Annotated in this window: 19 protein-coding genes and 1 pseudogene; 8 read left to right on the top strand and 12 right to left on the bottom strand. The window is 69.7% G+C overall.

Annotation, left to right across the window (positions count from 1 at the left end; translation table 11 throughout):
- Positions 1-141: 141 nt before the first annotated feature.
- Entirely contained in the window at positions 142-1,707 is a 1,566-nt protein-coding gene (locus tag ABZ815_RS24600; protein ID WP_357701616.1) for a chitobiase/beta-hexosaminidase C-terminal domain-containing protein, read from the bottom strand.
- A 294-nt stretch (positions 1,708-2,001) separates the two neighbouring features.
- Positions 2,002-2,502, bottom strand: a complete 501-nt coding sequence (locus tag ABZ815_RS24605; protein ID WP_357701618.1) for a GNAT family N-acetyltransferase — start codon at positions 2,500-2,502, stop codon at positions 2,002-2,004.
- A 210-nt stretch (positions 2,503-2,712) separates the two neighbouring features.
- Here ABZ815_RS24605 and ABZ815_RS24610 point away from each other — a divergent pair, with 210 nt between their 5' ends.
- Positions 2,713-3,852, top strand: coding sequence for a right-handed parallel beta-helix repeat-containing protein (locus ABZ815_RS24610; RefSeq protein ID WP_357701620.1), 1,140 nt, complete (start codon positions 2,713-2,715; stop codon positions 3,850-3,852).
- A 12-nt stretch (positions 3,853-3,864) separates the two neighbouring features.
- On the opposite strand, the gene ABZ815_RS24615 is transcribed toward ABZ815_RS24610, so the two are convergent.
- Together ABZ815_RS24615 and ABZ815_RS24620 are read right to left on the bottom strand one after the other, a co-directional pair.
- Complete coding sequence (locus ABZ815_RS24615; RefSeq protein ID WP_357701622.1) at positions 3,865-4,716, bottom strand: oxidoreductase; 852 nt, start codon at positions 4,714-4,716, stop codon at positions 3,865-3,867.
- 96 nt (positions 4,717-4,812) lie between these two features.
- Positions 4,813-5,682, bottom strand: a complete 870-nt coding sequence (locus ABZ815_RS24620) for a helix-turn-helix transcriptional regulator (protein WP_357701624.1) — start codon at positions 5,680-5,682, stop codon at positions 4,813-4,815.
- 412 nt (positions 5,683-6,094) lie between these two features.
- Here ABZ815_RS24620 and ABZ815_RS24625 point away from each other — a divergent pair, with 412 nt between their 5' ends.
- The 3 genes and pseudogenes from ABZ815_RS24625 to ABZ815_RS24635 form a co-directional block, all read left to right on the top strand.
- Complete coding sequence (locus ABZ815_RS24625) at positions 6,095-6,247, top strand: hypothetical protein (protein WP_357701655.1); 153 nt, start codon at positions 6,095-6,097, stop codon at positions 6,245-6,247.
- Positions 6,244-6,684: a CocE/NonD family hydrolase gene (locus ABZ815_RS24630; RefSeq protein ID WP_357701657.1), complete on the top strand. Its 441-nt coding sequence runs from the start codon at positions 6,244-6,246 to the stop codon at positions 6,682-6,684. Before ABZ815_RS24625 ends, ABZ815_RS24630 begins: the two co-directional genes overlap by 4 nt.
- Positions 6,672-6,845, top strand: a pseudogene (locus ABZ815_RS24635) (CocE/NonD family hydrolase C-terminal non-catalytic domain-containing protein); the annotation flags it as partial. The gene ABZ815_RS24630 and the pseudogene ABZ815_RS24635, both read left to right, overlap by 13 nt.
- A gap of 148 nt (positions 6,846-6,993) precedes the next feature.
- Here the strand turns inward: ABZ815_RS24635 and ABZ815_RS24640 are convergent.
- Complete coding sequence (locus ABZ815_RS24640) at positions 6,994-10,692, bottom strand: right-handed parallel beta-helix repeat-containing protein (protein ID WP_357701626.1); 3,699 nt, start codon at positions 10,690-10,692, stop codon at positions 6,994-6,996.
- A gap of 228 nt (positions 10,693-10,920) precedes the next feature.
- On the opposite strand from ABZ815_RS24640, the gene ABZ815_RS24645 reads away from it, so the two are divergent.
- Positions 10,921-13,785: a CHAT domain-containing protein gene (locus tag ABZ815_RS24645; RefSeq protein ID WP_357701628.1), complete on the top strand. Its 2,865-nt coding sequence runs from the start codon at positions 10,921-10,923 to the stop codon at positions 13,783-13,785.
- On the opposite strand, the gene ABZ815_RS24650 is transcribed toward ABZ815_RS24645, so the two are convergent.
- From ABZ815_RS24650 to ABZ815_RS24665, 4 genes are all read right to left on the bottom strand, one after another.
- Positions 13,766-14,563, bottom strand: coding sequence for a hypothetical protein (locus ABZ815_RS24650; protein ID WP_357701630.1), 798 nt, complete (start codon positions 14,561-14,563; stop codon positions 13,766-13,768). The genes ABZ815_RS24645 and ABZ815_RS24650 overlap by 20 nt on opposite strands.
- Entirely contained in the window at positions 14,560-14,919 is a 360-nt protein-coding gene (locus tag ABZ815_RS24655; RefSeq protein WP_357701632.1) for a hypothetical protein, read from the bottom strand. The genes ABZ815_RS24650 and ABZ815_RS24655 overlap by 4 nt, the downstream gene beginning before the upstream one ends.
- Before the next feature lie 142 nt (positions 14,920-15,061).
- Entirely contained in the window at positions 15,062-15,280 is a 219-nt protein-coding gene (locus ABZ815_RS24660; RefSeq protein WP_357701665.1) for a hypothetical protein, read from the bottom strand.
- Positions 15,281-15,418: 138 nt separating this feature from the next.
- On the bottom strand, positions 15,419-16,168 hold the full coding sequence (locus ABZ815_RS24665) for an alpha/beta fold hydrolase (RefSeq protein ID WP_357701634.1): 750 nt from the start codon (positions 16,166-16,168) through the stop codon (positions 15,419-15,421).
- Between the two features lie 449 nt (positions 16,169-16,617).
- On the opposite strand from ABZ815_RS24665, the gene ABZ815_RS24670 reads away from it, so the two are divergent.
- Both ABZ815_RS24670 and ABZ815_RS24675 read left to right on the top strand, forming a co-directional pair.
- Positions 16,618-17,478 (top strand): 3-hydroxybutyryl-CoA dehydrogenase, encoded by an 861-nt coding sequence (locus ABZ815_RS24670; RefSeq protein WP_357701635.1) that lies wholly within the window; start codon positions 16,618-16,620, stop codon positions 17,476-17,478.
- Positions 17,479-17,495: 17 nt separating this feature from the next.
- The gene (locus ABZ815_RS24675; protein ID WP_357701637.1) at positions 17,496-18,446 is read left to right on the top strand and encodes an acyltransferase domain-containing protein; all 951 of its coding nucleotides are present in this window, start codon (positions 17,496-17,498) and stop codon (positions 18,444-18,446) included.
- A 14-nt stretch (positions 18,447-18,460) separates the two neighbouring features.
- Here the strand turns inward: ABZ815_RS24675 and ABZ815_RS24680 are convergent, their stop codons facing one another.
- Complete coding sequence (locus ABZ815_RS24680; protein ID WP_357701639.1) at positions 18,461-18,715, bottom strand: phosphopantetheine-binding protein; 255 nt, start codon at positions 18,713-18,715, stop codon at positions 18,461-18,463.
- A gap of 114 nt (positions 18,716-18,829) precedes the next feature.
- On the opposite strand from ABZ815_RS24680, the gene ABZ815_RS24685 reads away from it, so the two are divergent.
- Entirely contained in the window at positions 18,830-20,359 is a 1,530-nt protein-coding gene (locus ABZ815_RS24685; RefSeq protein WP_357701641.1) for an AMP-binding protein, read from the top strand.
- Positions 20,360-20,388: 29 nt separating this feature from the next.
- On the opposite strand, the gene ccrA is transcribed toward ABZ815_RS24685, so the two are convergent.
- Entirely contained in the window at positions 20,389-21,726 is a 1,338-nt protein-coding gene (gene ccrA / locus ABZ815_RS24690) for a crotonyl-CoA carboxylase/reductase (RefSeq protein ID WP_357701643.1), read from the bottom strand.
- A 43-nt stretch (positions 21,727-21,769) separates the two neighbouring features.
- On the bottom strand, positions 21,770-24,043 hold a 2,274-nt coding region (locus ABZ815_RS24695; RefSeq protein ID WP_357701645.1), incomplete at its 5' end, for an SDR family NAD(P)-dependent oxidoreductase.

Genomic DNA, 24,043 nt, shown 5'->3' on the forward strand with positions numbered 1-24,043 from the left:
GCCATCCGCCTCGTCCGCCCAGAGAAATCGACCAGACAGCCCACAGGCGCGCAGCGACCCCCGGACTGGTGGGTCCCCAAGAGCTGAGAGTCCCGTTACCGATCACGTGCCTGATCGGTAACGGGATGTCGAAGGCGGTTACTACTTCAGCACGTCCACGGCGACAGGTGACTGGTTGCCCTGTGCGTCGACCGCGACGACCTCCGCGCGATACTTCACGCCGTCGCGCGTGACCGGGACCGGAATGTCCATGGAGCCGGCGGCGGGCACCACGTCGAAGCGGTTGGCGACCCTGGTGCTGAGCACCTCGTCGCCGTTGTCGGCCCGGGTGACGCGCACCTTGTAGTGGTACACCAACTCGTCGTCCGCGGCCTGCTCGACGCGCAGCGCCAACTGGCCGTCCTTGCCGGTCTGCGCCGACAGGGGGTGCGACGACGTCCAGCGCGGGGCCGTGCGGTTGCGGTTGGCGTCGGTGTAGGTGAAGTTCTCCACGACCTGGGCATCGCTACCGGCCGTCTTGATCTCCCAGGGCTTGCCGGCCAACGTCCCGTCGCTCTGGAACGGCGGCTTCCAGTTCGCCGACCATTTCCCGCCGGTGTACATGTCGTGGAGGTCGGCGTTCAGGTTGATGCGGTTGATGACCGTACGGCCCGGGTAGATCTCGACGGCCAGCCCCTGGGCGGCGGGGGTCTCGAAGCGATTGGCCAGTCGCCCTTCCGCGTCGAGCATCTGGTAACCGTGGTCGATTTCGATGTACGACGAACTGGAGTCGTTGACCGCGGTGAAGTTCTTCTGGTGGATCGAGCGCGGGTCGTTCAGGTTCAGATGCGAATGGCCCGAGAAGTAGATGGCGCGCGGGAACTTCGACAGATCCTCGGCCAGGCGCGGGTTGCTGGTCTGCTGGCCGTCCATGACGGTTCCCGGAACCGGCCGGTGCCCCCCGACGATGATCGGCAGGTCCCGGTAGGCGGGGTTCGCGGAGATCTGGCCGAGCTGATCGCGCAGCCAGGCGGCCTGGGCGGGGGAGTAGTCCTCGGTGTTGACCGTGACGATCGGGATCCCCTTGACGTCGGTGCGGTAGTAACCGGCACCGGAGTCCGGGAACCACTCCTTGGGGTAGCCCGCACGGACTTCGGCCAGGGTCGCGTCATGGTTTCCGTACGCCATGAGCACCTGGGTCGCGTTCATGCCCTTGCGTTCGAGGTTCTCCTTGAAGATGCGGGCGGTCAGCTGGTGATCCTTGCCGCGTCCGTCCCAGTTGTCGTTGATCATGTCGCCGTTGGAGAGGATGGCGTCCGGGGTGCCCAGGACTCCGGCGAAGGTGTCGAAGTAGGACGACCAACGGTGGCGATCGGCCTCGTAGTCGCCGATGTGCACGTCAGAGACGATCATCATGCGGGCGATCGGCTGCTCACCCTCGCGGATGAGGTACCCCTCGGACTTGAAGGCGCCGGCCTGGTTGCCCTTGAAGGCGCGTGCCGTCAGGTTCGTGTCCGCGGTGATGCGGATCGGCTTGCCGGCGTACGTCGGGCTGCTCTTCGTGGGAATGCTGCCGTCGGTGGTGTAGCGGATCGTCTCACCCTGCTTGGCCTTGAGCTCGACGGACACCGCCTGCTCGTAACGGCCGCCGTCGACGCTGAACGCCGGGGCCAGTGGCGTCCCGCCCGGGACGGCTGAGGCGGCTTGTGTCAGCGGGAAGAGTCCCATACCGAGGCCAACCGAGACTGCTGCGATGTGGCGCCAGGTTGCCGATTCTCGGCGACCGGTGAAGTTGGCATGTGGCATGTGGTTGCCCCGATCTCGTCACGACGCACTCGGCGCTGTGACGTGTGCTTCAAAAGTTAACGACTTGAACCTGGAGCACCAAGATGTACGGAAGCGCCGACCTGCATGAAGTTCCTACGACGTCGAAGGTAAGAGGTGACCGTTCGGCCGCTCGACGCACGCGCCGGCCGGCGGCTCTCGCCCGGGACGGGCTCCAGCCGCCGGCCGCATCACCTGTCAGGCGGTCGTGAAGGAGATCCACACGTCCGGCGGGACGTCCGGCCGGTGCGGGACCGCGTGGCGTTCCTCCGTCCACGCCTCGCCGGCGATCGTGGTGGCCACTCGCCTCCAGAACGCCACGGCCGCCGTGTTGGAGTCCTGGAAGGCGATCTTCCACGGGCCGGGATGCCGGGAGATCACGTCCCGCACGACCGTCATCCCGATCCCGGACCGGCGTGCGCCGCGTACGACGAAGAAGCTGTTCAGCACCCGCTCCGGGCCGGACAGCGCGCGTACGAAGGAGAACCCGATCGGGTGGTCGTCGCTGGTGAACAGGTAGGACGCCCAGTCGTCGTCCTGGAACGCGGCCCGCAGCCGGTCGCTGTGATAGGTGGCGTCGGCGGCGGGCAGCCCGCCCTGGAACTCCGACATGTCGTGACGGAACATCAGCCAGAGTCGTTCGACGGTGGGGAAGTCCGCAGCGCTGGCAGGCCGCACGCTTGCCTTGAAAGTGGTCATACAAGCACTTTCCGGCCGAAATCAACATCAGGCCGGAAAAGTAACAATACCAGAGGTTGATCATCAACGGCGCACGGTGCGATGCGTTACAGCTGCGGCGGCCACAGTTTTCCCACTCGTCGGTCGCGATCGAGTGACTCCTCCGCAGGGATCATCCCGCGCATGCTTCTGATCACGACCCCCTGTTCCACGGACCGACAGGAGATCATCATGCCCGGAGCACCCACGGTGGCGATCGCGCGCGGAGCGGCCGCGTGCCTGCTCCTCTTATCGGCCGCCCTGACGTCGGCGAACCCCGCCGGGGCGAGCACATCGGCGGTGGCGTGCGGGGACGTCCTGACGACGAACACCACGCTCACCGACGACCTGACCTGTCCGGGCGGCGCCCTGACCATCGGGGCCAACGACGTCGACCTGGACCTCAACGGGCACACGATCACCGGCTCGGGCACCGGCAACGGGCTGATGGTCGCCGGCCGGCGGGGCACCACGGTCCGCAACGGCACGATCGCCGGCTTCGCCTACGGGATCTACGTCGACTTCGGCGGCACCGTCCTCACCGCCACCGACGTACGGCTGCTCGCCCCCGTCGACGTCTGGCGGGGCACGGTCACCTTCACCGGCACCCGCCGGGACGCCTGCCTGCTGTCCGGCATCAGGCTGATCGACGGGCTGCTCACGGCCGACCGGTGCACGGTGACCGGGCAGACCGTCCTGGTGCGCAGCTCCGGCTCGACGATCCGCGACAGCGCCCTGACCGGCGGAAGCCTCACCGTCAGCGCCACAGACCGGAGCGTCTTCACCGGCAACGTCTTCGACGCCTTCCCCATGGGCCTGTCGAACGACAGCCGCCGCAACCTCGTGAAGACCAACGTCTTCAAGAACTCGCCCACCGCGGGCCTCGGCGCCAACGAGACCTTCCTGCCGCAGGACGCGAACACCATCGAGTACAACGTGTTCACCGGCAACGACATCGGCCTGCACTCCAGCTCCATGCTGAAGCACCTCATCGTCCGCAAGAACGTGTTCAACGGCAACAAGACCGTCGGCATCTTCGTGGAGAACCCGTGGGGGACAAACCGGGCCGGTCCTGATCCCGTCTCCGACAACGTGTTCGTCGGCAACGGCCACAACCCCAGTGGGCTCGTCGACCGCCTGGGGCAGATGGTCCAGGGCGGCATCCACCTGACGTCGCGCGCGGCTCTCACCCCGCCGGTCACCTTGAGGAACAACGTCGGCACCGGCAACGCCGGCCATCTGATCTGGGCGCCCCCGGGCACGGTCGCCGACGGCGGCGGCAACCAGGGACCCTGCGGCCCCACCCCCAACCCCGACCTGACCTGCTGGTGACGCCCTCGGCGGTCAGGCGACCGTCACGCCGCCTTCGGGGGAGTCGGTGGAGCGGCTGAGCTCCGCCCAGGCGTCGAAGTCGTCCTGGACGCGTCGGCGCCCGGCGCTGACCAGGCGCAGCGCGTCCGAGCCGAGCAGGAGGTGCACGGGCGGCTCCTCCACGTCCAGGAGGGTGAGGATGGCGTCGCCCGCACGATCCGGGTCGCCGATGCCCTGCCCCGCGAGGGCCTGGCGGCGGGTCCGGATCGGGTCGAACAGCGCGTCGTAGTCGGCGATGCTGCGGGGTGCGCGGACCAGTGACCTGCCTGCCCAGTCGGTCTTGAACGCGCCGGGCGCCACGGCGGTGACCCGCACGCCGAACTGGGCGACCTCTTGTGCCAGGGTGCCGGTGATGCCTTCCAGCGCGTGTTTGCTGCCTTCGTAGAACGCCAGTCCGGGGAAGGTGGTGTGCCCGCCCATCGAGGTGATGACGAAGATGTGGCCGCCGCGCCGTTCCCGCATGCCGGGCAGGACCGCTTTCATGGTCGCCACCGTGCCGAACACGTTGACCTCGAACTGCCGGCGCAGATCGGCCATCGACGACTCCTCGAAGGTGCCTTCGAGCCCGTAGCCGGCGTTGGCCACGAGCACGTCGATCGGGCCCAGTTCCGCTTCGGCGGCCCGGACCGTGGGGTCGATCCGGTCCGCGTCGGACAGGTCGAGGATGAAGGCGCGGGCGCGGTCGGGGTCCAGCGCCCGGAAGGCGGCCGCGTGCCGCTCGGTGCGTACGGTGCCCGCGACCCGGTGACCGGCCGCCAGGGCTCGCCGGGCGACGGCCAGTCCGAGGCCGGTGCTGACGCCGGTGATGAGGAATGTCTTGCTCACTACGGATGTCCTTTCGTGGACGCCGGGCGTGCGTGCGCACGGCGGCATCGACCCCACAGGTTGGGCGGGGTCGTGTCCGGGTGGTTTCAGTGGTGGTCAGGACCCGGCGGCGGCGTCCCGAGCGGTGACGGGTTCGCTGCCCCAGCTGGCCAGGAGCCGCAGGCGCTCCTCGGACGGCGAGCCGGACGGCGCGCAGTAGACGACGAGCGACTGGCCCGGGTCGGCGACCGAGGTGAAGATCTCGTACTGCAGTTCCAGGTCACCGGCGACCGGGTGGCGGAGGCGTTTGAGACCGGTGCTGCGTTCCTGGACGCGGTGTTCCGACCACCACGCCGGGAACTCGGGGGAGCGCATCATCAGCTCACCGATCAGGTTGGCGATGTGCTGGTTCCGCGGCTGGGCGGCGGCGGCCAGCCGCAACCCGTGCACGTAGTCGCGGGCGACGCGTTCCCAGTCGCACCACACCAGGCGGGCACGCGGATCCAGCAGCGTCCAGCGCGCCATGCTGCGTTCCCGGCGTGGCAGCTCGGCCACGTCGGGGAACAGCGACGCCCACAACCTGTTCCCACCGACGACGGTGAGGTTCCGGTCGGTGACGAAGGCGGAAGCCGTCTCCATCGACTCCAGCACCTGCCGCAGCGCCGGTCGTATCCGTGACGAGTGCTCGGCCCGGTCCTTGCGCCCGGCCGCGGCGCCCGCGAGGGTGAACAGGTGCCGCCGCTCGATGTCGTCGAACCGCAGCGCGTCGCACAGGGCATGCAGCACCTGTTCGGACGGCTGCCGGGCGCGGCCTTGCTCCAGACGGGTGTAGTACTCGGTGCTCACCCCGGCCAGTTGCGCGACCTCCCCGCGCCGCAGACCGGCGACCCGGCGACCGGCGTCGAACTCGACCGGCAGGCCGATCTCGTCCGGCGTGAGTCCGGCACGGCGGGCCCGCAGGAAGTCGCCCAAGTCGTTGTCGCCCATGCCCCAAGTCTGCTTCCTCGCCCAGCCGGCCACCAAGGGCGTAGCAGGCCCTGCCAGTACTACACACGTCCGTGGTCAAGCGCCGCTCGCCGCCTGCCCGCGGCGCCGGCGTCGGCCGCGCCGCCCCTCCTTGTGCGGAACGGGCGGACCCGGCCCGCCTTTTCCTGCGCGGAGGCGGTGCGCGAGACGGTGTACGTCGAGACGCCGATGGACAGCGGTCGCGACGGCCGCCGCGACCGGGTCGCCGTGGCCGTGATGCGCCCTCCCTGAGCGGGATGAGTGTCGCCACGATCCTGAAGGCGACGCCCTACTCGGGCCGGGAGTCGCCATCGACGGTGCCCGACCCGGGAGTGTTCAACGACTGGTCGACGAGTACTTCGTGCCACGGGGTTACGCCGCGGTGGAGGTCGAGGTGCAGGGCATGGGCGCCTCGGAAGGATGCCCGACGACCGGTGGCCGTGAGGACGTCCTCAGCGCGACCGCGGCCGTCGACCGGCTCAACGGAGGGACCGACGCGAACGGCGCGCGGTGGCCGTCGACTGGAGCACCGGCGCCGTGGGCATGATCGGGCTGTCCTACGACGGCACTCTCGCCGAAGCGGTCGCCGCCCGAGGGGAGGGGCTCAGGACCATCGTTCCCGAAGGAGCGATCTCCAGCTGGTACGACTACGCGCGGGATCGGGATCGCCTATCCCGATTCCCGGCCGGTTCGCATGTGGTTCGGTCCGGCCGATTCGTCGGCTGTGGGCACCCTCGGAGACACGCCCGCCACGAGCGCGACCCAGACCTTCACCGCCGACCCCACGCGGTACGCAGCGGAAATGATCGCCAACCCGTCGGCCGGCGCACCTTACCGGCTCGCCTACCTCGCGGCCCCCTGGCTCTCGCCCCGAGGGTCAAGCCGACCAAGCTGCCGATCGTCACGCGCGGTTCCATCGACGTCAAGAACCGTGACTCCGTGACCCGTCCGAAGGCCGTCGCCCCGGCCAGGCGTACACCGTGAGCCGGCGCCTGCACGCCACGGACCACGTCTTCCCGGCCGGCCATCGCATCGGGATCGTGCTCGTCGCGAACGACAAGGACCACGTCATTACCGACCCCGTCGCCAGGTCCGTGACCGTCGACCTCGGCCCGAGCAACGTGATGCTCCCCTTGGCGAACTGACCTCGCACCGCTGGGGACCCGGCGCCCGGCAGCGGTGCCCCTCACTCGCAGAAGAGCTCCACCCCAAGCCGCCCCACGCCCACCGGCGTCTGAATCCGTCGGGCACCGAGGTCGCAGCGGTCGGTCAGGACGACGTTCCCGATCCCCTTCACGGAAGTGGGTCGGGGACGTCGTCGCCCGTGAAGAGGGTCAGGGCGTCGCGGTCGGGGGCGAGGGTTTCCGACAGGCGCTCGGCCTGGCGGTCGATCATGCGCTCCAGCGTCTTCTCCGCATGCCTTGCGTTGCCGAAGGAGTCTGTGCGGGGATACTGCCGGTACGCCTCCAGCAGCCGCTCCAGCGCCTCGGGCGCGCAGCGATAGCCCTCGGCCTCCGCCTTGCGGCGCACGATCTCCACCATCTCCTCATCGTCATAGGAGGTGAAGGGGACGGTCGCGCCGAAACGGTGGCGCAGGCCCGGGTTCGCGTCGAGGAAGTGCTCCATCTCCTGCGGATAACCTGCGACGATCAGCACGGTGTCGTCCCGGTGCTCCTCCATCAGAGTCAGCAGCGTGGACAGGGCCTCGGGGCCGAAGTCGTTCTGCGTCGCGCTCTGAGGCATGAGCGAATACGCCTCGTCGATGAACAGCACCCCGCCGACCGCGCGCTTGAACGCCTGCCGGGTCAGCGGCGCGGTCTTCCCCACGTACGGCGCGATCAGGTCGGCCCGCGTCACGACGGTGACCTGGCCTTGCGGGAGCACGCCAAGGGCCGCCAGGATCCGTCCGTACAGGCCGGCGACCGTGGTCTTGCCCGTGCCGGGCGGGCCGGTGAAGACCAGGTGGCGCACCGGGACCGTGGTCGGCAGTCCGGCCTCGGCCCGCCGACGGGTGTTCTCCATGCGCATCACCAGGCGCTTGACCTCACTCTTCACCTCGGACAGCCCGATCATCGCGTCGAGCTGCGCCAGCGCCTCGGCGAGCGCCGCCTCGTCCCGGCGGCGTCCACCGCCGCGCACCTCCGCGGGCAGGTCCTCGGGGAGCAGCGTGTCCAGATCCGCCCCGCCCGCCGCGGCTCGCGCCGCCAGGTTGTCCGCCATCTTCTCCAGCAGGTTCCGGGCGGCACGCCCGTTGGAGAAGGTCGGCCCGACGAGCTGCTGCTGGAAGTGGGACGCGAGCAGCGGCAGAGTCTCCTGGGGCAGCTCGTACCCCTCGTCCCTGGCCAGCTTGGCGGTGATCTCCACCAGCTCCGCCGGCGAGTAGTGCGGGAAGGAAATGGTGCGGCTGAACCGGTCGCGCAGCCCCGGGTTGCTGTCGAGGAAGCGTTCCATCTCGGCGGGATAACCCGCCACAATCATGATCACTTCATCCCGGTGCGCCTCCATCAGCGTGAGCAGCTCGCCGATCGCCTCGCCACCGAAGTCGCGGCCCGAATCCTCCGGCACGAGCGTGTAGGCCTCGTCGATGAACAACACCCCGCCGAGGGCCCGTTCAAAGGTCTTCCGGGTGCGCGGCGCGGTCTCACCGATGTGCTCGCCGACAAGGTCGGCTCGTTTCGCCTCCACCAGATGACCGCTCTTCAGCGCCCCGAGCTCGGCGGCGATCCTGCCCCAGAGCTGGGCGACGGTGGTCTTGCCCGTACCGGGTGGACCCACGAAGACCAGGTGCTGCTGCGCGCTGCGTACAGGTCGCCCTGCCTGTCGGCGCCGCATGTCCAGGCGCAGCCGGTCGGCGAGCCGTCGCACCTGGGCCTTGGCCTGTTCCAGGCCGATGAGCGCCTCCAGTGCCGCCATCGCGGACCCGGCCGGGCTCTCGACGTCCGGTCTGCCGCTGGTGGACTCGCCGATCTCGGCAGGACCGGCGTGTGCGGGAGCAGCGGTCGCGACGACGGCGGGTTCTTCCCCCACGGCGGTGGCGGGCCCGAACTCCCCGTCGTGGTCGACCAGCCGTACTCCGGGACGATGGGCGCCGATCAGGTCACCGCCTGCGTTGTCCCGTACAGTGCATCCGTCCAGGAGCACGCTTTCATCCGTACGGATGATCACACCGCTCCCGGTGCTGCCGGTCACCTTCGTCTTCCGCAGGGTCGCCGCCGCCCCCTCCGCAAGTTCGGCGCCGGTGGCGCAGCTCTGTAAGGTGACGTCCTCCAGCCGCACCCGCCCGCCATGGACGTGGAAGCCGGCTCCGCCGGCGGCGACCGCACGACACCGGGTGAAACTGCCGTTGTCGACCGTGTACGCGTGACGGCCCGCCCGCTCGACAACCGAGTCCCGGACGGTGATCGAACCGCCCCCGCCGGCCTCCACCCCGAACACTTGGGGGTCCGTGATGCGCAGGCCCGCGAAGACACCACTCGAAGAGTTCACCACCAGCCCCGACTGGCAGTTCGCGATGCGCGCGTCCTCCACAGTGGGGTCGCCGCCTTCGCCGACATAGATCGCGGGGTAGGTCGCGCCCTCGATGGCGATGTCGCTGTAGGAGCCCCCCGAGGCGTCGATCTTCAGTCCGTTGCCCGCGACATCGCGGATCCTCACCCGGCGGGCCACCGGTCCGGCGGCCTCCGTCATCCAGAAGCTCGGTTCCGTCCCGCCGCTGATGTCGACATCCTCATACGTGCCGCCGGCGCCCTTGATCAGCAGGCCGCTGCCCCTCGCCTCGATGATCAGGTCACGCAGCACGGGGTCGCTGCCGCCGGCCACCCCCACCGCCGCTGTCGTCCCCCGGCCGGTCGCCGAGAACCGAAGAGAGCTGTAGGTTCCCCGAGAACGTTCCAGGATGGCCAGCCCGTTGCCGGCCACTCTCCGTACCGAACAGTTGGTGATCTCGGGTGCTGCCCCTCCGGTGACGAAGATCGCCGGATCGGTGGTCACCTCGTTCTCCCCGCCGTCGATGGTGCAGTTCTCGATGACGGGCCGGCCCCCGTTGATGAAGATCGCGTTGCTCCGGGAGCGATGAATCGTGCAGTCGCGCAGCGTGGGCCTGGCGTTGCCCAGGATCGATATGGCGGAGGCCCGGCTGTCATCCCTGATGTCCACGGACTCGAACGTGCCGGACGCGTCGGTGATCTGCAGTCCGACGCCGTTCATGCGGAGGTTCCGGAAGACCGGGGAGCTCCTGTCGGAGACCGACACCCCGAACTGCGTCCCGGCTCCCGGGTCGGAGATCCGGCAGTCCGAATACGTTCCCGTGGAGTCGCCCTCGATGAGGAGGCCGGTCGCCGAAGCCCGCTCGATGTCGCACCTCTCGACCGTGGGGGCGCTTGTCTCCTTCACCACCACGGCCGGGCAGTTCTCCGGGCCCCCTATGATCCGGCAGCGCACGATCGTGGGGTTGCTTCCGCGCACCACGATGGCGTTTCCGGTCGAGTTCGCCATTTCGCAGTCGCGGATGGCGGCGTCCGTGCCGTTGACGAAGGCGAAGCCCAAGGTCTCCTGAATTCGGCTTTCCTTGATTTCTCCCCGAGCGCCGTCGAAGACGATGGCGTGCCCACCGGTTCCGGCAATTGTGACATCTGACGCGACAAGGCGAGAGTCGGGCACGGCGAACAGTCCGTATTCGTGGCAGTCGTGGACGCGGCTGCGGCGAATACGGGCCATACCACCCTGATTCACGTAAACGCCACCGCATGAGGACGCCGAAACGGAGCAATCCTCAAGCAACGCCCGGCCGCCGTCGCCCACCACGACTGCGGCCCAGTCGGTCGCCGTCCCGTGGAACGCGATCCCGCGCACAATGACCTCTTCGGGAGAGGTGACCAGAAGTGCCGCCTGGGGGGATACCACGCGTACGGTGCCCGCATCGGCCGCTCTGAGCACCACGAAACGATTCAAATGCACCATTTCTCGGTACTCTCCGGGCAGCACCGTCACCACGTCGGACGCACGTGAAGCGCGTATTGCGTCCCCAATTGTCCAGAACTGACCCTGGCCATGTGCCGAGACCACCAAATCGCCCAACGCGCACCCCGTACCCACCAACCGAATACGTTTCCCACGCAGTCTAGAGTTGGTGATCTGCCATGTCTTGACCTGAATGGCCATGCTCCCACGAATGACCCCCGGGAACAGCGGCAACGGCACTTCGGAGGGAAGCTCGCCCGCATGGAACATGACGAGGTGGCGGAGCGCCTGCGCGAGCTGCTCACCGCGACAGCCGAGCAGTCGGCGGCCGTGGCGCTGGTGTGGCAGGAGATCGAGCGTCAGGCGGACTGGAGCGAGACGGCGACCCGGCTCCTGACCCAGGCTCAGCAGTTCGACAGCCCCCTGCTGACGGCGTCCGCCGCGGGCGTGCTGCTCTGCCTGCTGCGAGAGCCCGATCGCAGCACGGAAACGGAGCTGGCGGCACAGGTGTCCGCCCTGGGAGCGTGCCGCCCGGTGCCCGCGGACTGCCTTTCGGTGTCCGAGGCGTGCAACCGGCTCGTGACCGGCGGCGCCACACTGGCTCTGGCGGACTGCGCCGTCGAGCTCCTCCAGGACTGCCTCTCCCGGCTCCCGGCGGACTCCGCCGAACGCCCGGCACTGCTGGCGGTGCAGGCGAACGCCTGGCGGTTGCGATATCTCAGGAACGGCGCCGAGACTGACCTGAGCCGAGCAGTGGCAGCTGTGGACGAGGCCCACGCACTCGCCGGGCCCGAGCACCCCCTGCATGCCAGGATCCGGCACAGCCGCGCCACCGTGCACGACCTCGTGGGCGGCCCGGACAGGATCGGCAGCAGGCATCGCGCCTCCGCCGAGGACGGCGACACTGATCCGGGCACCCGAGGTCGCGCTCTGCTCAGCACCATCACCGAACTTCTGGCCCGCTTCCGCAAGAGCCAGGACACCGGAGCGCTGGACGAGGCGCTGGCACTGGCCGGGCAGGCGCTGGATCCCGCCTTCCAGCACGCCGGCGAGCGATGGTTTCTGCTGATGCGTGCCGCTCAGCCGTACGCGGTCAAGGGCTGGCACACCAAAGACGCGGAGCTGCTGGCCAGATCGATCGAGCTCCTGCGCGAAGCGCTCGACCTCCTGCCGGCCGGCCACGCGCTGGCCGTGGGCCTGCTGAACGAGCTCGGCTCCAGTCTGCACCTGCGGGCCCTGGTCCTGGACGACGAAGGCGAGCTGGCCACGGCGCTCTCCTTACTGCGCCGCTCGGTCGAACGCACACCCCACGCATCCGCCGACTACGCGTCCTTCTCGTCGAACTTCGCCATGGGCCTGTGGACGCTGTGGAAGCGCGGGCGAAGCCCGGCCGTCCTCGCCGAGGCGGTCCGCGTCGCGACGGACGCCCGCGACTCGGCCGCGGCCAACCCCACCTCCCGCCAGCACCTCGGACATCTGGAAGGGCTCGTGGGCACGCTGACCGGGCTGTGGGTTCAGCACTACCCCGCCACGGCCGGCCGGCATGAGCAGGCGAGGGCCGGGCTGGCCGCAGCCATGCGGTTGGGAGGGGAGACGGTCAACAGCGTGCTGACGGGCAGCATGAGCGTCGCTCTGGCCGCCGCCGCGGAAGACTGGTCGCTCGCGACCGATCTGAGCGCACAGGTCATCGAGTTGCTGCCGCACGTGGCCTCGCCCGCGCTGAGCCTCAGGGACCGTGAGCGCGGCCTGGCCGGGCTCACCACCGATCTGGCCCGTGACGCCTGTGCCTGCGCCTTGACCACGGGCTCCCCGCAACGGGCCCTGGAACTGCTCGAACAGGGCCGGGCCACACTCATCGACCAGGCTCTCGCCGGACGCCAGAACCACGACCTCGACCTCATCCGGCCATACGCCCCGGCCGAGGCCGTCCGGATGGCAGAGTTGCGCGAGCAGCTCGCGGAAACGGGGGAGGCCCGTCATGGAGCCGCGACCGACCGCCGCCACACGCTGGCCGACGAGATGCTCAGGCTGACGCGGACGATCCGATCTCTGCCAGGGCTGGAGCGCTATCTTCTGCCCCCTCGGCTTGCCGACGTGCGCACGCGTCTCGGGTCCGACCCGCTGGTGGTGATCAATGTCAGCCGCCATCGATGCGACGCTCTCATCGTCACCGGCTCACGCGATGTCACCGTGGTTCCCCTGCCTGATCTGACCCTGGAAGAGGCCGGCGAGCACGCGGCGGGGTTCACGGCAGCGGTCACCAGGCTGTCCGACCGCCCAGGGCCGCGCGAGCGCAAACAGCTCACAGGCGCCCTGCGGGAAACGCTCGCCTGGTTGTGGGAGGTGGTGTCCGAGCCGGTACTCACGGCTTTGGGCGTCACCTCCGCCACCGACGATCCGCCGCGGGTGCATTGGTCGCCGACCGGGCCGCTCGTCTTCCTGCCGCTGCACGCGGCCGAGCGCGATGGCAACTGCGTGCTGGACCGAGTCGTCTCCTCCTACGTTCCGACACTGCGGCTGCTCCCCGCCCGACGGGAACCTCCGGCCACCGGCCCCTCTCTCATCGTCTCGGTGCCGCGCTCCACGCTGCTGCCGGGCCGGCCGCTCGACGAAGCAGCCCACGAAGTCGAAGCGCTGGTTCGGGCCTTCCCCGAGTCGGTGCTGCTGGAGCACGACGACGCCGACGCCGGCAGCGTGCTCGCGGCACTCGGCCGCAGCCGGCGCGTGCACTTCGCCTGCCATGGGGAGACCGACGCGCACCATCCATCGAACAGCCATCTCGTCCTGCAGAACGAGAGACTCACCGTTTCGGACCTGATGCGGCAGCGGCTGGACAGCCTGGACCTCGCGGTGCTGTCCGCGTGTCACACAGCGCGTGGCAGTGAGCACATGCCGGACGAGATGTTGCACCTGACCTCCGCCCTGCAGATCGCCGGCGTGCGTCACACGGTCGGCACGCTCTGGCAGGCGGGAGACAAGTCCGCCAGGCGGTTCACCGAGCTCTTCTACCAGAATCTGCAGGGGGGACACCCGGTCGCCGCCGCCGTCCACGCGGCTGCGCGCACCCTACGGGGCGAGTCGACCACCCCGGCTGCGTGGGCGCCGTTCATTCACGTCGGCTCCTGACCGGGGGTGCGCTCGGCGCGGCTGGACGAGAGCGTGGTGAGGGTGGACGGACCTTGTGCAGGTAGGGCGCCAGCAGGATGCCGAGCTCAGCCGGGGTCGCCGCGCCCGACGGTGCGATGCCCAGCGACCTGGCCACCGGTCTCAGCCCGATGTCCACGGCGGCCTCCACCAGCGCCGCCAGGTTGGCAGTGCGCTCTCGCGCGAGGAACCACCCGGTCGCGTACACCACCGCCCCGCCTACGGCGGCCGGCCACCACACGATGCCCAGCAACAGGTAGGCGAGCCCCCAAGCGCTGGTCAGTACGGCCGAGTCGAGCGCCGACGCAGCGTCGCGCAGCCCGCCGCGCACCTGGGCGGACAGGACCAGCCACAGGCGGGGCCAGAAGAGAGTCAGATCCAGAGCGTAGAAATCGGACACCCGCTGTTCGGCCGACCGCATGCGCGCACCGATCGCGGAATGCGCGGCCAGCCGCTTCCACCTGGGGTTGAACCAGAGGCTGAGCAGCAACCTGGCCAAGCCCTGAGCCAGAACCCCGGCAAGCGCCGCGCCCAGCAGCACTCCGGCGGCTTCCGCGGCGAGAATGCCGGGCCGCGTCCGGGCCAGCTCGTCCAGCAGGTCGGCGCTCGCATGCGCAAGATGGTTCCAGTCGACCGCGTGCTCCTGCCTCAGGCGGAACGCGATGACCAGGAACACGCCGTACAGGAAGCCGGGCAGCGCGAGTCGCGCGAGCCAGCGTTCGGCCAGCTTGCCGCCGAGACCGGCCAGGAAGCTGGTCATGCGCGCGGCACCCACTTCTCAGGCATCGTCCGATTCTGGATCGCGCACGAGAGCACCGGCCTCCCGGGGTCATCCATGTCGCACGGCACCATCCGCGAGCAGACACCGTTGGGGCAGACGGCCTTCAGCACAGCACCTTGATCACCCCGCAGCCCGGGAGGGAGGCCGTAGCCGCCACGGGTGGGCTCGACGTCCTGCCCCATCTTGACCAACAGCCCGGTGAGCCGGTCGGTGCAATCCTCTCCGCGCAGGATCCCGTCGAGGCAGGACTCGAACTCCTCGGACAGGTCATGCTCGACGGCTTCTTCGCGAAGTTCTTCCAGAAACTCACAACACCATGCGATCAGCTCGCCCATCGAATTCTCTTCCCTCGTTTCCTGCGCGAACCCAACCGAGCCTTCTCACCCTGGCGACGCTGGTCACGAGGGAGGTATGCCTAGAGCGACAGCGGGGTGACAGGAGGCTCCCGGTCGGGCCGAGAAGATCCTCGTTGCTGTCTTACCGTGCCTCGATTCCGCTGTCCAACCACACCTCGACCCGTCTGGCCCACCTCATCCGCACACAGCGGGGGCTGGTCACCCGGTTCGAGGACGTCAGGGCGGCGACAGCAGGGGAGCCGCGGGAGGTGGTGGTGGCGGCGGCGGAGACGCCGGCGTACCTGACGGACCTGTGCGCGGCCGAGCGGGCCGATCCGGCCGACGACCTGATCAGCGCCATGGTCCGGGTGCACGACGAGGACGGTCCAGCTGATCGGCCACGGCATCCACTACTGCCGGGGCGCACCGCCGGCCCGCGTCGAGGGCGAGATCGCCTTGGGGTAAAGCCACTTCCTACGGGCGTCCCGCCGCCTGCCGATCATTCACGGTACGCGGACCGCTTCCGGAACTCGCCGATCGCCTCGGCCACGTCGGCGTAGTGGTCGCGGATGAAGAAGTGGCCCCCGGAGAAGGCGCGCAGCTCGAAGCCGGCGCTGGTGTGCAGGCTCCACGCCTGCACCTCCGCCAGGCTCGTCAGGGGGTCGTCATCGGCGGAGAACGCCACGACGGGGCAGGACAGCGGGGCCTCTCCATCGAACCGGTAGGTCTCGATCGCGCGGTAGTCGGAGCGGATCACGGGGAGTACGAGGGGGCGCAGCTCCATGTCGTCCAGCACCGCCGCGGCGCTGCCGTCCAGCATCTTCACGTGTTCGACCAGTGCCTGGTCGTCGAGCAGGTGCGTCATCTCGAAGCGGGCCCGGCTCGGGGCGCGTTGCCCCGACGCGAACAGCGCCACGGGGCCGCGGCCGCCCAGAGCCACGGCGGTCTGGAACGCCACGAGGGCCCCCATGCTGTGCCCGAAGAAGAGCCGCGGCCGGTCGTCGGCCTCGGCATCCAGAGCGTCGGCGACCTGGCCGGCCAGTGTCCGCAGGTCCTTGACCAACGCCTCGTGGCGGCGTTCCTGCCTGCCGGGGTACTGCACCGCGAGCACCTCGGCCGAGGGCGAAAGGACGGCCGACAAGGCGTGGTAGAAGCTGGAGGAGCCGCCGGCGTGCGGAAAGCAGACCACCTGCAGGTCGCCTTCCGGCGACGGATGGAAGCGGTGGAGCCAGGGATTCGCTCGGGTCACTGCGTCCCTCCTTCGTGACGACCGTGCTCTTTTCGCAAAAGAAGCCGGGACGATGAAACGGCGAATCATCTCTCGCGAGAATGCCGATCATACCCACTCGCCACAGCCCGCTCCCGGCGAACCCGGGACGGGTAGGGGGATGTCCTGCTGAGCACAGCCTTTGCCGAGCACTGTGGAAGCGCCTTTACGGGAGGGATAGGGGAGAGACGCCGCATCCAGATGCTTGTCGCGAAAGCCGCTAGGGGGGACGTAAGGGTTGGGGTGTGGAAAACGCCCATATAGCGTGCCGGTTGAGCAGGCAGGAAGCCAGCCTTTCGAAAGGGAAGCGCCGTTTTCCGTAATGGCCGTCCATCGATGGTCACGGTGACGGGAGAGGTGTGTCCCGACGTCGTCCGAGAGCCGGCGCGTGCTCCCTTTCGCTGGTCGAGGCAGACGTCACGGGAGACACGATGAGAGAGATCAGCAAGGTCGGCATCGTCGGAGGCGGCGTCATGGGCTCGGGCATCGCCGAGGTGTGCGCCCGCCGGGGGCTGGACGTGCGCGTCGCGGTCTCCGCCGAGACGTCGCTCGCACCCGCCCGGCGGCGTCTGGTCGCGTGGCTCGACCGGGGCCTGCGCAAGGGCGGGATCACCGAGGCCGAGCGGGACGCGGCATTGGGGCGCGTGTCGTTCGTCGCCGATCTCGGCGAACTCGCCGACCGGCACCTCGTCTTCGAGTCCGTGCCGGAACGTGAGTCGATCAAGCTTGAGGTGCTGGGCGCGCTGGACAAGATCCTCGACGACCAGGACGCGATCCTCGCCTCGAACACCTCCTCGATCCCGATCATCAGGCTCGCACGGGCCACCGGCCGGCCGAGCCAGGTGATCGGGGTGCACTTCTTCAACCCGGCTCCCGTGCTTCCCCTGGTGGAGCTGATCGGATCGTTGCTGACGGCGGAGGCGACGTTCGCGCGGGTGGAGTCGTTCGTCGCCGGGACGCTCGGCAAGGACGTGATCCGGTCGCCGGACCGCGCCGGATTCGTGGTGAACGCGCTGCTCATCCCCTACCTGCTGTCGGCCGTGCGCATGGTGGAAAGCGGGTTCGCCCCCGCCGAAGTGGTCGACAAGGGCATGACGCTGGGCTGCTCCCACCCGATGGGCCCGCTGAGGCTGGCCGACCTGATCGGCCTGGACGTCGTGGCCTCCATCGCCGAGGCCCTGTACGAGGAGTTCAAGGAACCGCTCTACACGCCCCCGCCGCTCCTGCTGCGCATGGTCGACGGCGGCCTGCTGGGCAAGAAGGTCGGCCGGGGCTTCTACGACTATCCGTGATCCTGACCGGAGGACTGGTGGACTTCAGCGACAGCGCCAAGGGCGGCACCGCGATGATCTTCCCGGGGATGGGCCCGGTCCGGTTCGCGGACGTCGCCGAGTTCATGCGGGGCGATCCCGCCGCGCGCAGACTGATCGCCCTGGCCGACGACGTCGTCGGCTACCCGCTGACGGACCGGTTCCACCGGTCGGAGGGCGACTACTCGGAGGCGGCCCAGGTGGCGTTCATGGTGAACTGCCTGGCCCTCGCCGACTGGGCGGAGCGCACCCTGGGCGTGACGCCGGCGGTGTGCGCCGGACCGAGCTTCGGCGGGAAGGCGGCCGCGGCGTACTCCGGCGCCCTGTCCTTCGAGGACGCCGTTCGCATGACGGCGGGCCTGGCCCGCTGCACCGAGGAGTACTTCGGCCGGGCCCATCAGGACATCGTCACCTGCTCGTTCGTCAGGACCCCGGAGCCCAGGCTCCAGGAGGTGCTGGCCGAGCTCGACGAACGCGGCGAATGGCACGACCTCTCCTGCACCGTCGACCACGACTTCTTCATGCTCTCCCTGAGGGAGCGGCAGGTGGAGTGGCTGGAGCGGCGGGTGCGCGCGGCCGGCGGGCTGCCGCTGTACACGATGCGCCCGCCGATGCACTCGGCCGCGTTCGAGCCGCTGCGACGCCTGGCCGAGGAGCGGGTCATGGGGGAGCTGTGCTTCGCCGACCCGAGGCTGCCGGTGGTGGACGACCACGACGGGACCCTGCTGACCACCGGGGAAGGCGTGCGGACGATGCTGCTGGACGGCTTCGTCAGGCCCCTCCGCTGGCCGGAGGTGGTGGCCGCGCTGCGGCGGCTGGAGATCGCCAAGGTGTGTGTCGCCGGTCCGGACGCGCTGTTCGGCCGGGTGGCGATCACCAGGGAGAGCTTCGAGGTGACGCCGGTGACCCCGAGGACGGCGATGACGCCGCCCCGGGCCCCGGTCGCCTAGACCGGCCCGGCCTGTCAGTGGCCGGGCGACCGGTCGGACAGCCCGCTCAGCACGCCCCACAGCGTGCCCGGAGTGCGAAAGGTGTCCAGGGCCAGCGCCTCGTCCTGGAACCGTACGTCGAATGCGCTTTCCAGAGCGGCCAGCAGGTCGACTATGCCGAGCGAATCCAGGCCGAAGGCCATCAGGTCGAGGTCCTCCTGAACCTTCTCGTCGGGTGCGAGAAAGGGCAGGCGCATTCGCAGAATGGTCTCGAACTGATCGTTCCACATTATGTGCGAACCCTTTCTTGTCGGCGGATTCGGAGCGTAGGTCTATTGTGACGATATAGGCCGTCTGCGGCAAAGTCCAGAAAACATAAGTGAATGCCAGGCGAGGAGGAAAGAATGGCAGGGGAATCCGTCTCGGCCCTCTACGGACTTTTTCTGGACGGCCTGCGGAAGTCGCCGGGCCGGACCGCGTTCCGGGTCGGCGACGACAGCGCGACGTACGAGCGGCTGCACGAGCTGGCCCTGTCGTGGGGCGGGGCGCTGCTGCGGACGCCCTCCCCGCGGCCCACTGCCGTGGGAGTGCTCGCCGGCAAGGGGACCGTCTGCTACGCGGGCATCCTCGCCGGCCTCGCCGCGGGGGTGACCGTCGTGCCGCTGCGCCCGGACTTCCCGGCCGCGCGCACCAGGCAGATGATCGAGGCCGCCCGGGTGTCCACGCTGATCGTCGACGAACGCGGGGGAGAGGTCGCCGCCACCCTTCGGGCAGAGGGCCTGGAGGTGCAGGTCCTCGCGGTCGGCGCGAGCCGCGCCCTGCCGGAACCTCGGCCGGTCCGCGCCGACGACATCGCCTACGTGCTGTTCACCTCCGGCTCCACAGGCGTTCCCAAGGGAGTGCCGATCACCCACGGGAACACCGGCCACTACTTCCGGTTCCTGGCCGGGCGGTACGACTTCACCTGCGACGACGTCTTCTCGCAGACCTTCGACCTGACCTTCGACTGCGCCATGTTCGACCTGTTCTGCGCCTGGGGAGCGGGCGCGACCTCGGTGGCCGTGCCCCCGGCCGCCTACCGGGACCTGCCGTCGTTCCTGGCGGAGCAGGGCGTCACGGTGTGGTTCTCCACCCCGAGCGCGATCTGGACGGTCCGGCGGACCGGCGGCCTTCGCGCGGCCGCCATGCCGCACCTGCGCTGGAGCTTCTTCGCCGGAGAGGCACTGAGGTGTGCCGACGCCGCCGACTGGCAGCGGGCCGCCCCCGCCTCCGTCGTGGAGAACCTGTACGGCCCGACCGAGCTGACCGTCACCATCGCCGGCCACCGCTGGTCCCAGGAGGCCTCGCCCGGGCTGGGCGTCAACGGCCTGTCGCCGATCGGGTCCGTGAACCCCGGGCACGACCACCTGCTGATCGAGGACGGACGGCTCGCGGACACCGAGGGAGAGTTGTGGATCACCGGGCCACAGCTGACTCCCGGCTACCTCGACCCCGACCACGACAAGGGACGATTCGTCGAGCGTGACGACCGCGTCTGGTACAACACCGGCGACCGGGTCCGGCGGGCCGCCAACGGCGAGCTGGTCTACCTCGGGCGGGCCGACAGCCAGGTCCAGGTGCAGGGCTGGCGGGTCGAGCCGGCCGAGATCGACCACGCCGTGCGCGGCTGCGAGGGCGTCGAGAACGCGGTGACGGTGAGCACCACGGCCGGGAACGCCACCGAGCTCGTCGTGTTCTACACCGGGCGACCCACGTCGATCTCCCGCTTCGCCGCCCAGCTCCGCAGGACGCTTCCGACGGGTCTCATTCCCCGTCACTACCGCCATCTGGACGAGCTGCCGTTGAACCCCAACGGGAAGGTCGACCGGGCGGGGCTGCGGGACAGGGCCGCGGAACTGGTCGCGGGGACGACGGTGGCCCCTGACGACCTTTGAGACCTTGACGCTTCGTTCCGGAAACGCGGTCAGTCCTCGCGGAAGCGGTTGATCTGGTCGATGTGGCGGGCGCGGAACTCGGGATCGTCGACGCCGAGGCCGGGACGCGGCGCCAGGCACAGCACCCCCACCTTGCCGCTGTGGGTGTTCTCGTGGACGCGACGGGCCGCCGCCCCGACCTCGTGCAGGCCGTACACGGCGGACAGTGTGGGGTGGACCGCCCCCTTGGCGATGAGCCGGTTAGCCTCCCACGCCTCACGGTAGTTCGCGAAGTGGGTCCCGATGATCCGCTTCAGGGCCATCCACAGGTAGCGGTTGTCGTACTGGTGCTGGTAGCCGGAGGTGGAGGCACAGGTGACGATCGTGCCGCCGCGGCGCGCCACGTACACGCTGGCGCCCATCGTCTCCCGGCCGGGATGCTCGAAGACCACGTCAGGGTCGTCGCCGCCGGTGAGGTCGCGGATCCGCGAGCCGAAACGCTTCCACTCCGTGGTGTCGGGGGTCTCCGGGTCCTTCCAGAACCGGTAGCCTTCCGCGCTCCGGTTGATGATCAGCTCCGCCCCTTGGGCGCGGACGAGCTCCGCCTTCGTCTCACTGGACACCACGCACACGGGGATCGCCCCGGCGCGCAGGACGAGCTGGGTCGCGTACGAACCGAGCCCGCCCGCGGCGCCCCAGATGAGCACCACGTCGCCGAGCTTGATCTGCCCCCCGTTGCGTGAGATGAGCTGACGGTAGGCCGTGGAGTGGACGAGGCCGGAGCAGGCCGCCTCCTCCCAGGTCAGGTGGGCGGGCTTGGGCATGAGCTGGTTCGCCTTGACCAGGCTGAGCTGCGCGAGGCCGCCGTAGTTGGTCTCGTAGCCCCAGATGCGCTGGTCGGGGTCGAGCATGCTGTCGTCATGGCCGTCGGCCGAGGAGAGCTCGACCGACAGGCAGTGCGCCACGACCTTGTCGCCGGCCTGCCAGCGATGCACCCCCGGACCGGTCTTCAGCACGACCCCGGACATGTCCGAGCCGAGCACGTGGAAGGGCTGGTTGTGGCCGCTGGCGGAGGGGACCGACTTGGCGTACCGCTTCAGGAAGCCGAAGGTGGGCATCGGCTCGAAGATCGCACTCCAGACCGTGTTGTAGTTGATGCTGCTGGCCATCACCGCGACGAGCGCCTCGCCGGGGCCCGGCTCCGGCGTGGGGATGTCCCAGATGGTCAAGGACTTGGCGGGATCGCGGTTCTCCGTGGGGGTCCCGTCGAAGAGGTTGACGTCGTCGCGGAGCACGACCGCGCCCCGGTAGCTCTCCGGTATCGGGAGATGCCGGACCTGTTCGGCGTCGAATTCCCCCGACACCAGGACGTCTCTGATCTCGTCCATCGATTCTCCTTGGGTGGGTTGTGGCTGGGAGGTGGTGCCCGGATCAGGACGGGCCGAGCTGATCGTCCAGCGTGGCGAAGAGCTCGTCGTCCGTGAGGTCGTCGAGGTCCTGCTCCTCGGGCAGGTCGGACGCCTCTTCGGCCGCCAGCAGGATGGCCCGGCACCGCTTGCCGATCTCGGACCTGTCCTCGGGGGACATGGTCTGCTCCCGCAGCAGCCGCTCCAGCTCCTCCAGCTGGACGAGGACGGAGCCGGACGTGCTCGGCGCCTCGGGAAGAAGCCTGTTCAGGATGAAGCGGGCGAGGGCCGTCGGGGTGGGATGGTCGAAGACCAGCGTGACCGGCAACTCCAGCCCGGTGGCCTGGTTCAGCTGGTTGCGCAGCTCGACGGCGGTCAGCGAGTCGAACCCCAGCTCGTTGAAGACCCGGTCCGGCTCGACGGAGTCGTCCGAGACGTGTCCCAGGACCGTCGCGGCCGCCGACCGCACCAGTGACACCACCACGCGCTCCCGCTTGGCCGCGGGCAGGCCCTCCAGGGAGGCCGCCAGCCCCCTGTTCTCCTCGTCGTCCTCGCGGGTGGACGGACCGTCGAGCGCCTGACCGAACTCGGGCACGCCGCTCATCAGCGGGCGGGGCCGGGCCAGCGAGAAGACGGGCGCGAAGCGTTCCCAGTCGATGTCGGCCACCACCAGGTGGGCGGCGCCACCGCCCACGACCTGGCCGATCGCGATCGCGGCGGCGTCGGGCGCCATCGCCCTCAACCCGCTGCGGCCGAGCCGCTCTCCGGCGGCCTCCATCATTCCGCCGCCGCCCCAGCCGCCCCAGGCGATGGAGGAGCCGGCCAGCCCTCGGCCACGTCGACGCAGGGCCAGCCCGTCGAGGAAGGCGTTGGCGGCGGCGTAGGGAGCCTGTCCGCTCGACCCCCAGACGGCCGCGCCCGACGAGAACATCATGAACGCCTCCAGAGGGCGGTCACCCAGGAGCTCGTCCAGGATCACGGCTCCGCCGACCTTGGCCCGTCCGAAACGGGCGAAGTCGTCCAGGGTGATGTCGGCCACCAGCACGTCGTCGTGTCCGACGCCGGCCGCGTGCATCACCGCGGTCAGCGGGGCACCGCCGGGCAGCGAGCCGAGGAGGTCGCGCACGGCTGCGCGGTCGGTGACGTCGCAGGCCGTGACCGTGACCGCGGCCCCCAGGCCCGTCAGCTCCGCTTCCAGCTCGGGGACGCCCTCGGCGTCGCGGCCGCGCCGGCTCACCAGCACCAGGTGGTCGGCGCCCTCCCGGGCGAGCCACCGGGCGACGTTCGCGCCGACCCCGCCGGTTCCCCCGGTGATCACGACCGTTCCGTGCGGCTTCCAGCCCTGCGTCGGCTCTTCCTCGCCGTACGGGGATCGCACCATGCGGCGTGCGTGCAGGACGCCCGCCCGGATCGCGACCTGGTCCTCGCCCGTCGTTCCCGCCAGCGCATCGTGCAGCAGCGCGACGTCCGCCGCGCCGGGCGTGTGCGGCAGGTCGACGAGCCCGCCCCAGGTGTCCGGATGGTCCACCGCGAGCACCGCGCCCAACCCCCAGACGGAGGTCTGGAACGGGTTCACGGACTCGCGGGCCTCGTCGACGGCCACCGCACCCGCGGTGGCGAGCCAGAGCGGCGCGGTCACGTCGGCGTCAGCCAGCGCCTGCACCAGCGTGAGGACGGACGCGGTGCCGCGGGACAAGGTCGGGTGGGCCGCGCTCGGTTCGTCGTCGAGCGGAAGAAGGCACAGCACGCCGGACACGGGAGGTTCCGCGCGAAGGGTGTCCGCGAGCGTCGCGCGGTCCTCATCGCCGACCACAAGGGTGCGAACCTGGACGCCGTTCTCCGGCAGGCCGGCGAGGACGTCGCGGACGATCGGCAGGTCCTGCCTCGGTACGGCCACCAGCCACGTCGCGTCCCTCGGCTTCTCCTGGGCGGGGGCGGTGGTCGTGCGCCAGGTCACCTTGTAGCGCCAGGTGTCGAGCTTGGACCTCTTGCGTTCCTCGTCCCGCAGTGACGTCAGGGCTGGCAGGACGGCCTTCAAAGAATCGGTGTCGACGTTCAGCCGGGTGGCCAGGTCGTCGCTGTCCGCCGACGCCACCTTCTCCCAGAAGCCGTCGTCCGCCGTGGAGACCGGTTTGCGGGTGGTCTTCGGGAGGAGCCAGTAGCGCTGGTGTTGGAAGGGGTAGGTGGGGAGGTTGGTGGGGGTTGGGGTGGGGGTGAGGAGGGTGTTCCAGGTGATGGGGGTGGTGGTGTGGGTGTGGATGGTGGCCAGGGCGTGGAGGAGGGTGGGGGTTTCGGGTTG

This window comes from Nonomuraea sp. NPDC047529, from assembly GCF_040642995.1.
In the GTDB taxonomy this organism is placed as follows: domain Bacteria; phylum Actinomycetota; class Actinomycetes; order Streptosporangiales; family Streptosporangiaceae; genus Nonomuraea.

Bases quoted from the DNA above. Each gene is read 5' to 3' on its own strand.
- ABZ815_RS24645 (WP_357701628.1), top strand. From the start codon at position 10,921: ATGGAACATGACGAGGTGGCGGAGCGCCTGCGCGAGCTGCTCACCGCG.
- ABZ815_RS24685 (WP_357701641.1), top strand. From the start codon at position 18,830: ATGGCAGGGGAATCCGTCTCGGCCCTCTACGGACTTTTTCTGGACGGC.
- ccrA (WP_357701643.1), bottom strand. From the start codon at position 21,726: ATGGACGAGATCAGAGACGTCCTGGTGTCGGGGGAATTCGACGCCGAA.
- ABZ815_RS24680 (WP_357701639.1), bottom strand. From the start codon at position 18,715: ATGTGGAACGATCAGTTCGAGACCATTCTGCGAATGCGCCTGCCCTTT.
- ABZ815_RS24600 (WP_357701616.1), bottom strand. From the start codon at position 1,707: ATGGGACTCTTCCCGCTGACACAAGCCGCCTCAGCCGTCCCGGGCGGG.
- ABZ815_RS24605 (WP_357701618.1), bottom strand. From the start codon at position 2,502: ATGACCACTTTCAAGGCAAGCGTGCGGCCTGCCAGCGCTGCGGACTTC.
- ABZ815_RS24650 (WP_357701630.1), bottom strand. From the start codon at position 14,563: ATGACCAGCTTCCTGGCCGGTCTCGGCGGCAAGCTGGCCGAACGCTGG.
- ABZ815_RS24630 (WP_357701657.1), top strand. From the start codon at position 6,244: ATGATCGGGCTGTCCTACGACGGCACTCTCGCCGAAGCGGTCGCCGCC.
- ABZ815_RS24670 (WP_357701635.1), top strand. From the start codon at position 16,618: ATGAGAGAGATCAGCAAGGTCGGCATCGTCGGAGGCGGCGTCATGGGC.
- ABZ815_RS24655 (WP_357701632.1), bottom strand. From the start codon at position 14,919: ATGGGCGAGCTGATCGCATGGTGTTGTGAGTTTCTGGAAGAACTTCGC.
- ABZ815_RS24620 (WP_357701624.1), bottom strand. From the start codon at position 5,682: ATGGGCGACAACGACTTGGGCGACTTCCTGCGGGCCCGCCGTGCCGGA.
- ABZ815_RS24660 (WP_357701665.1), bottom strand. From the start codon at position 15,280: ATGGCGCTGATCAGGTCGTCGGCCGGATCGGCCCGCTCGGCCGCGCAC.
- ABZ815_RS24610 (WP_357701620.1), top strand. From the start codon at position 2,713: ATGCCCGGAGCACCCACGGTGGCGATCGCGCGCGGAGCGGCCGCGTGC.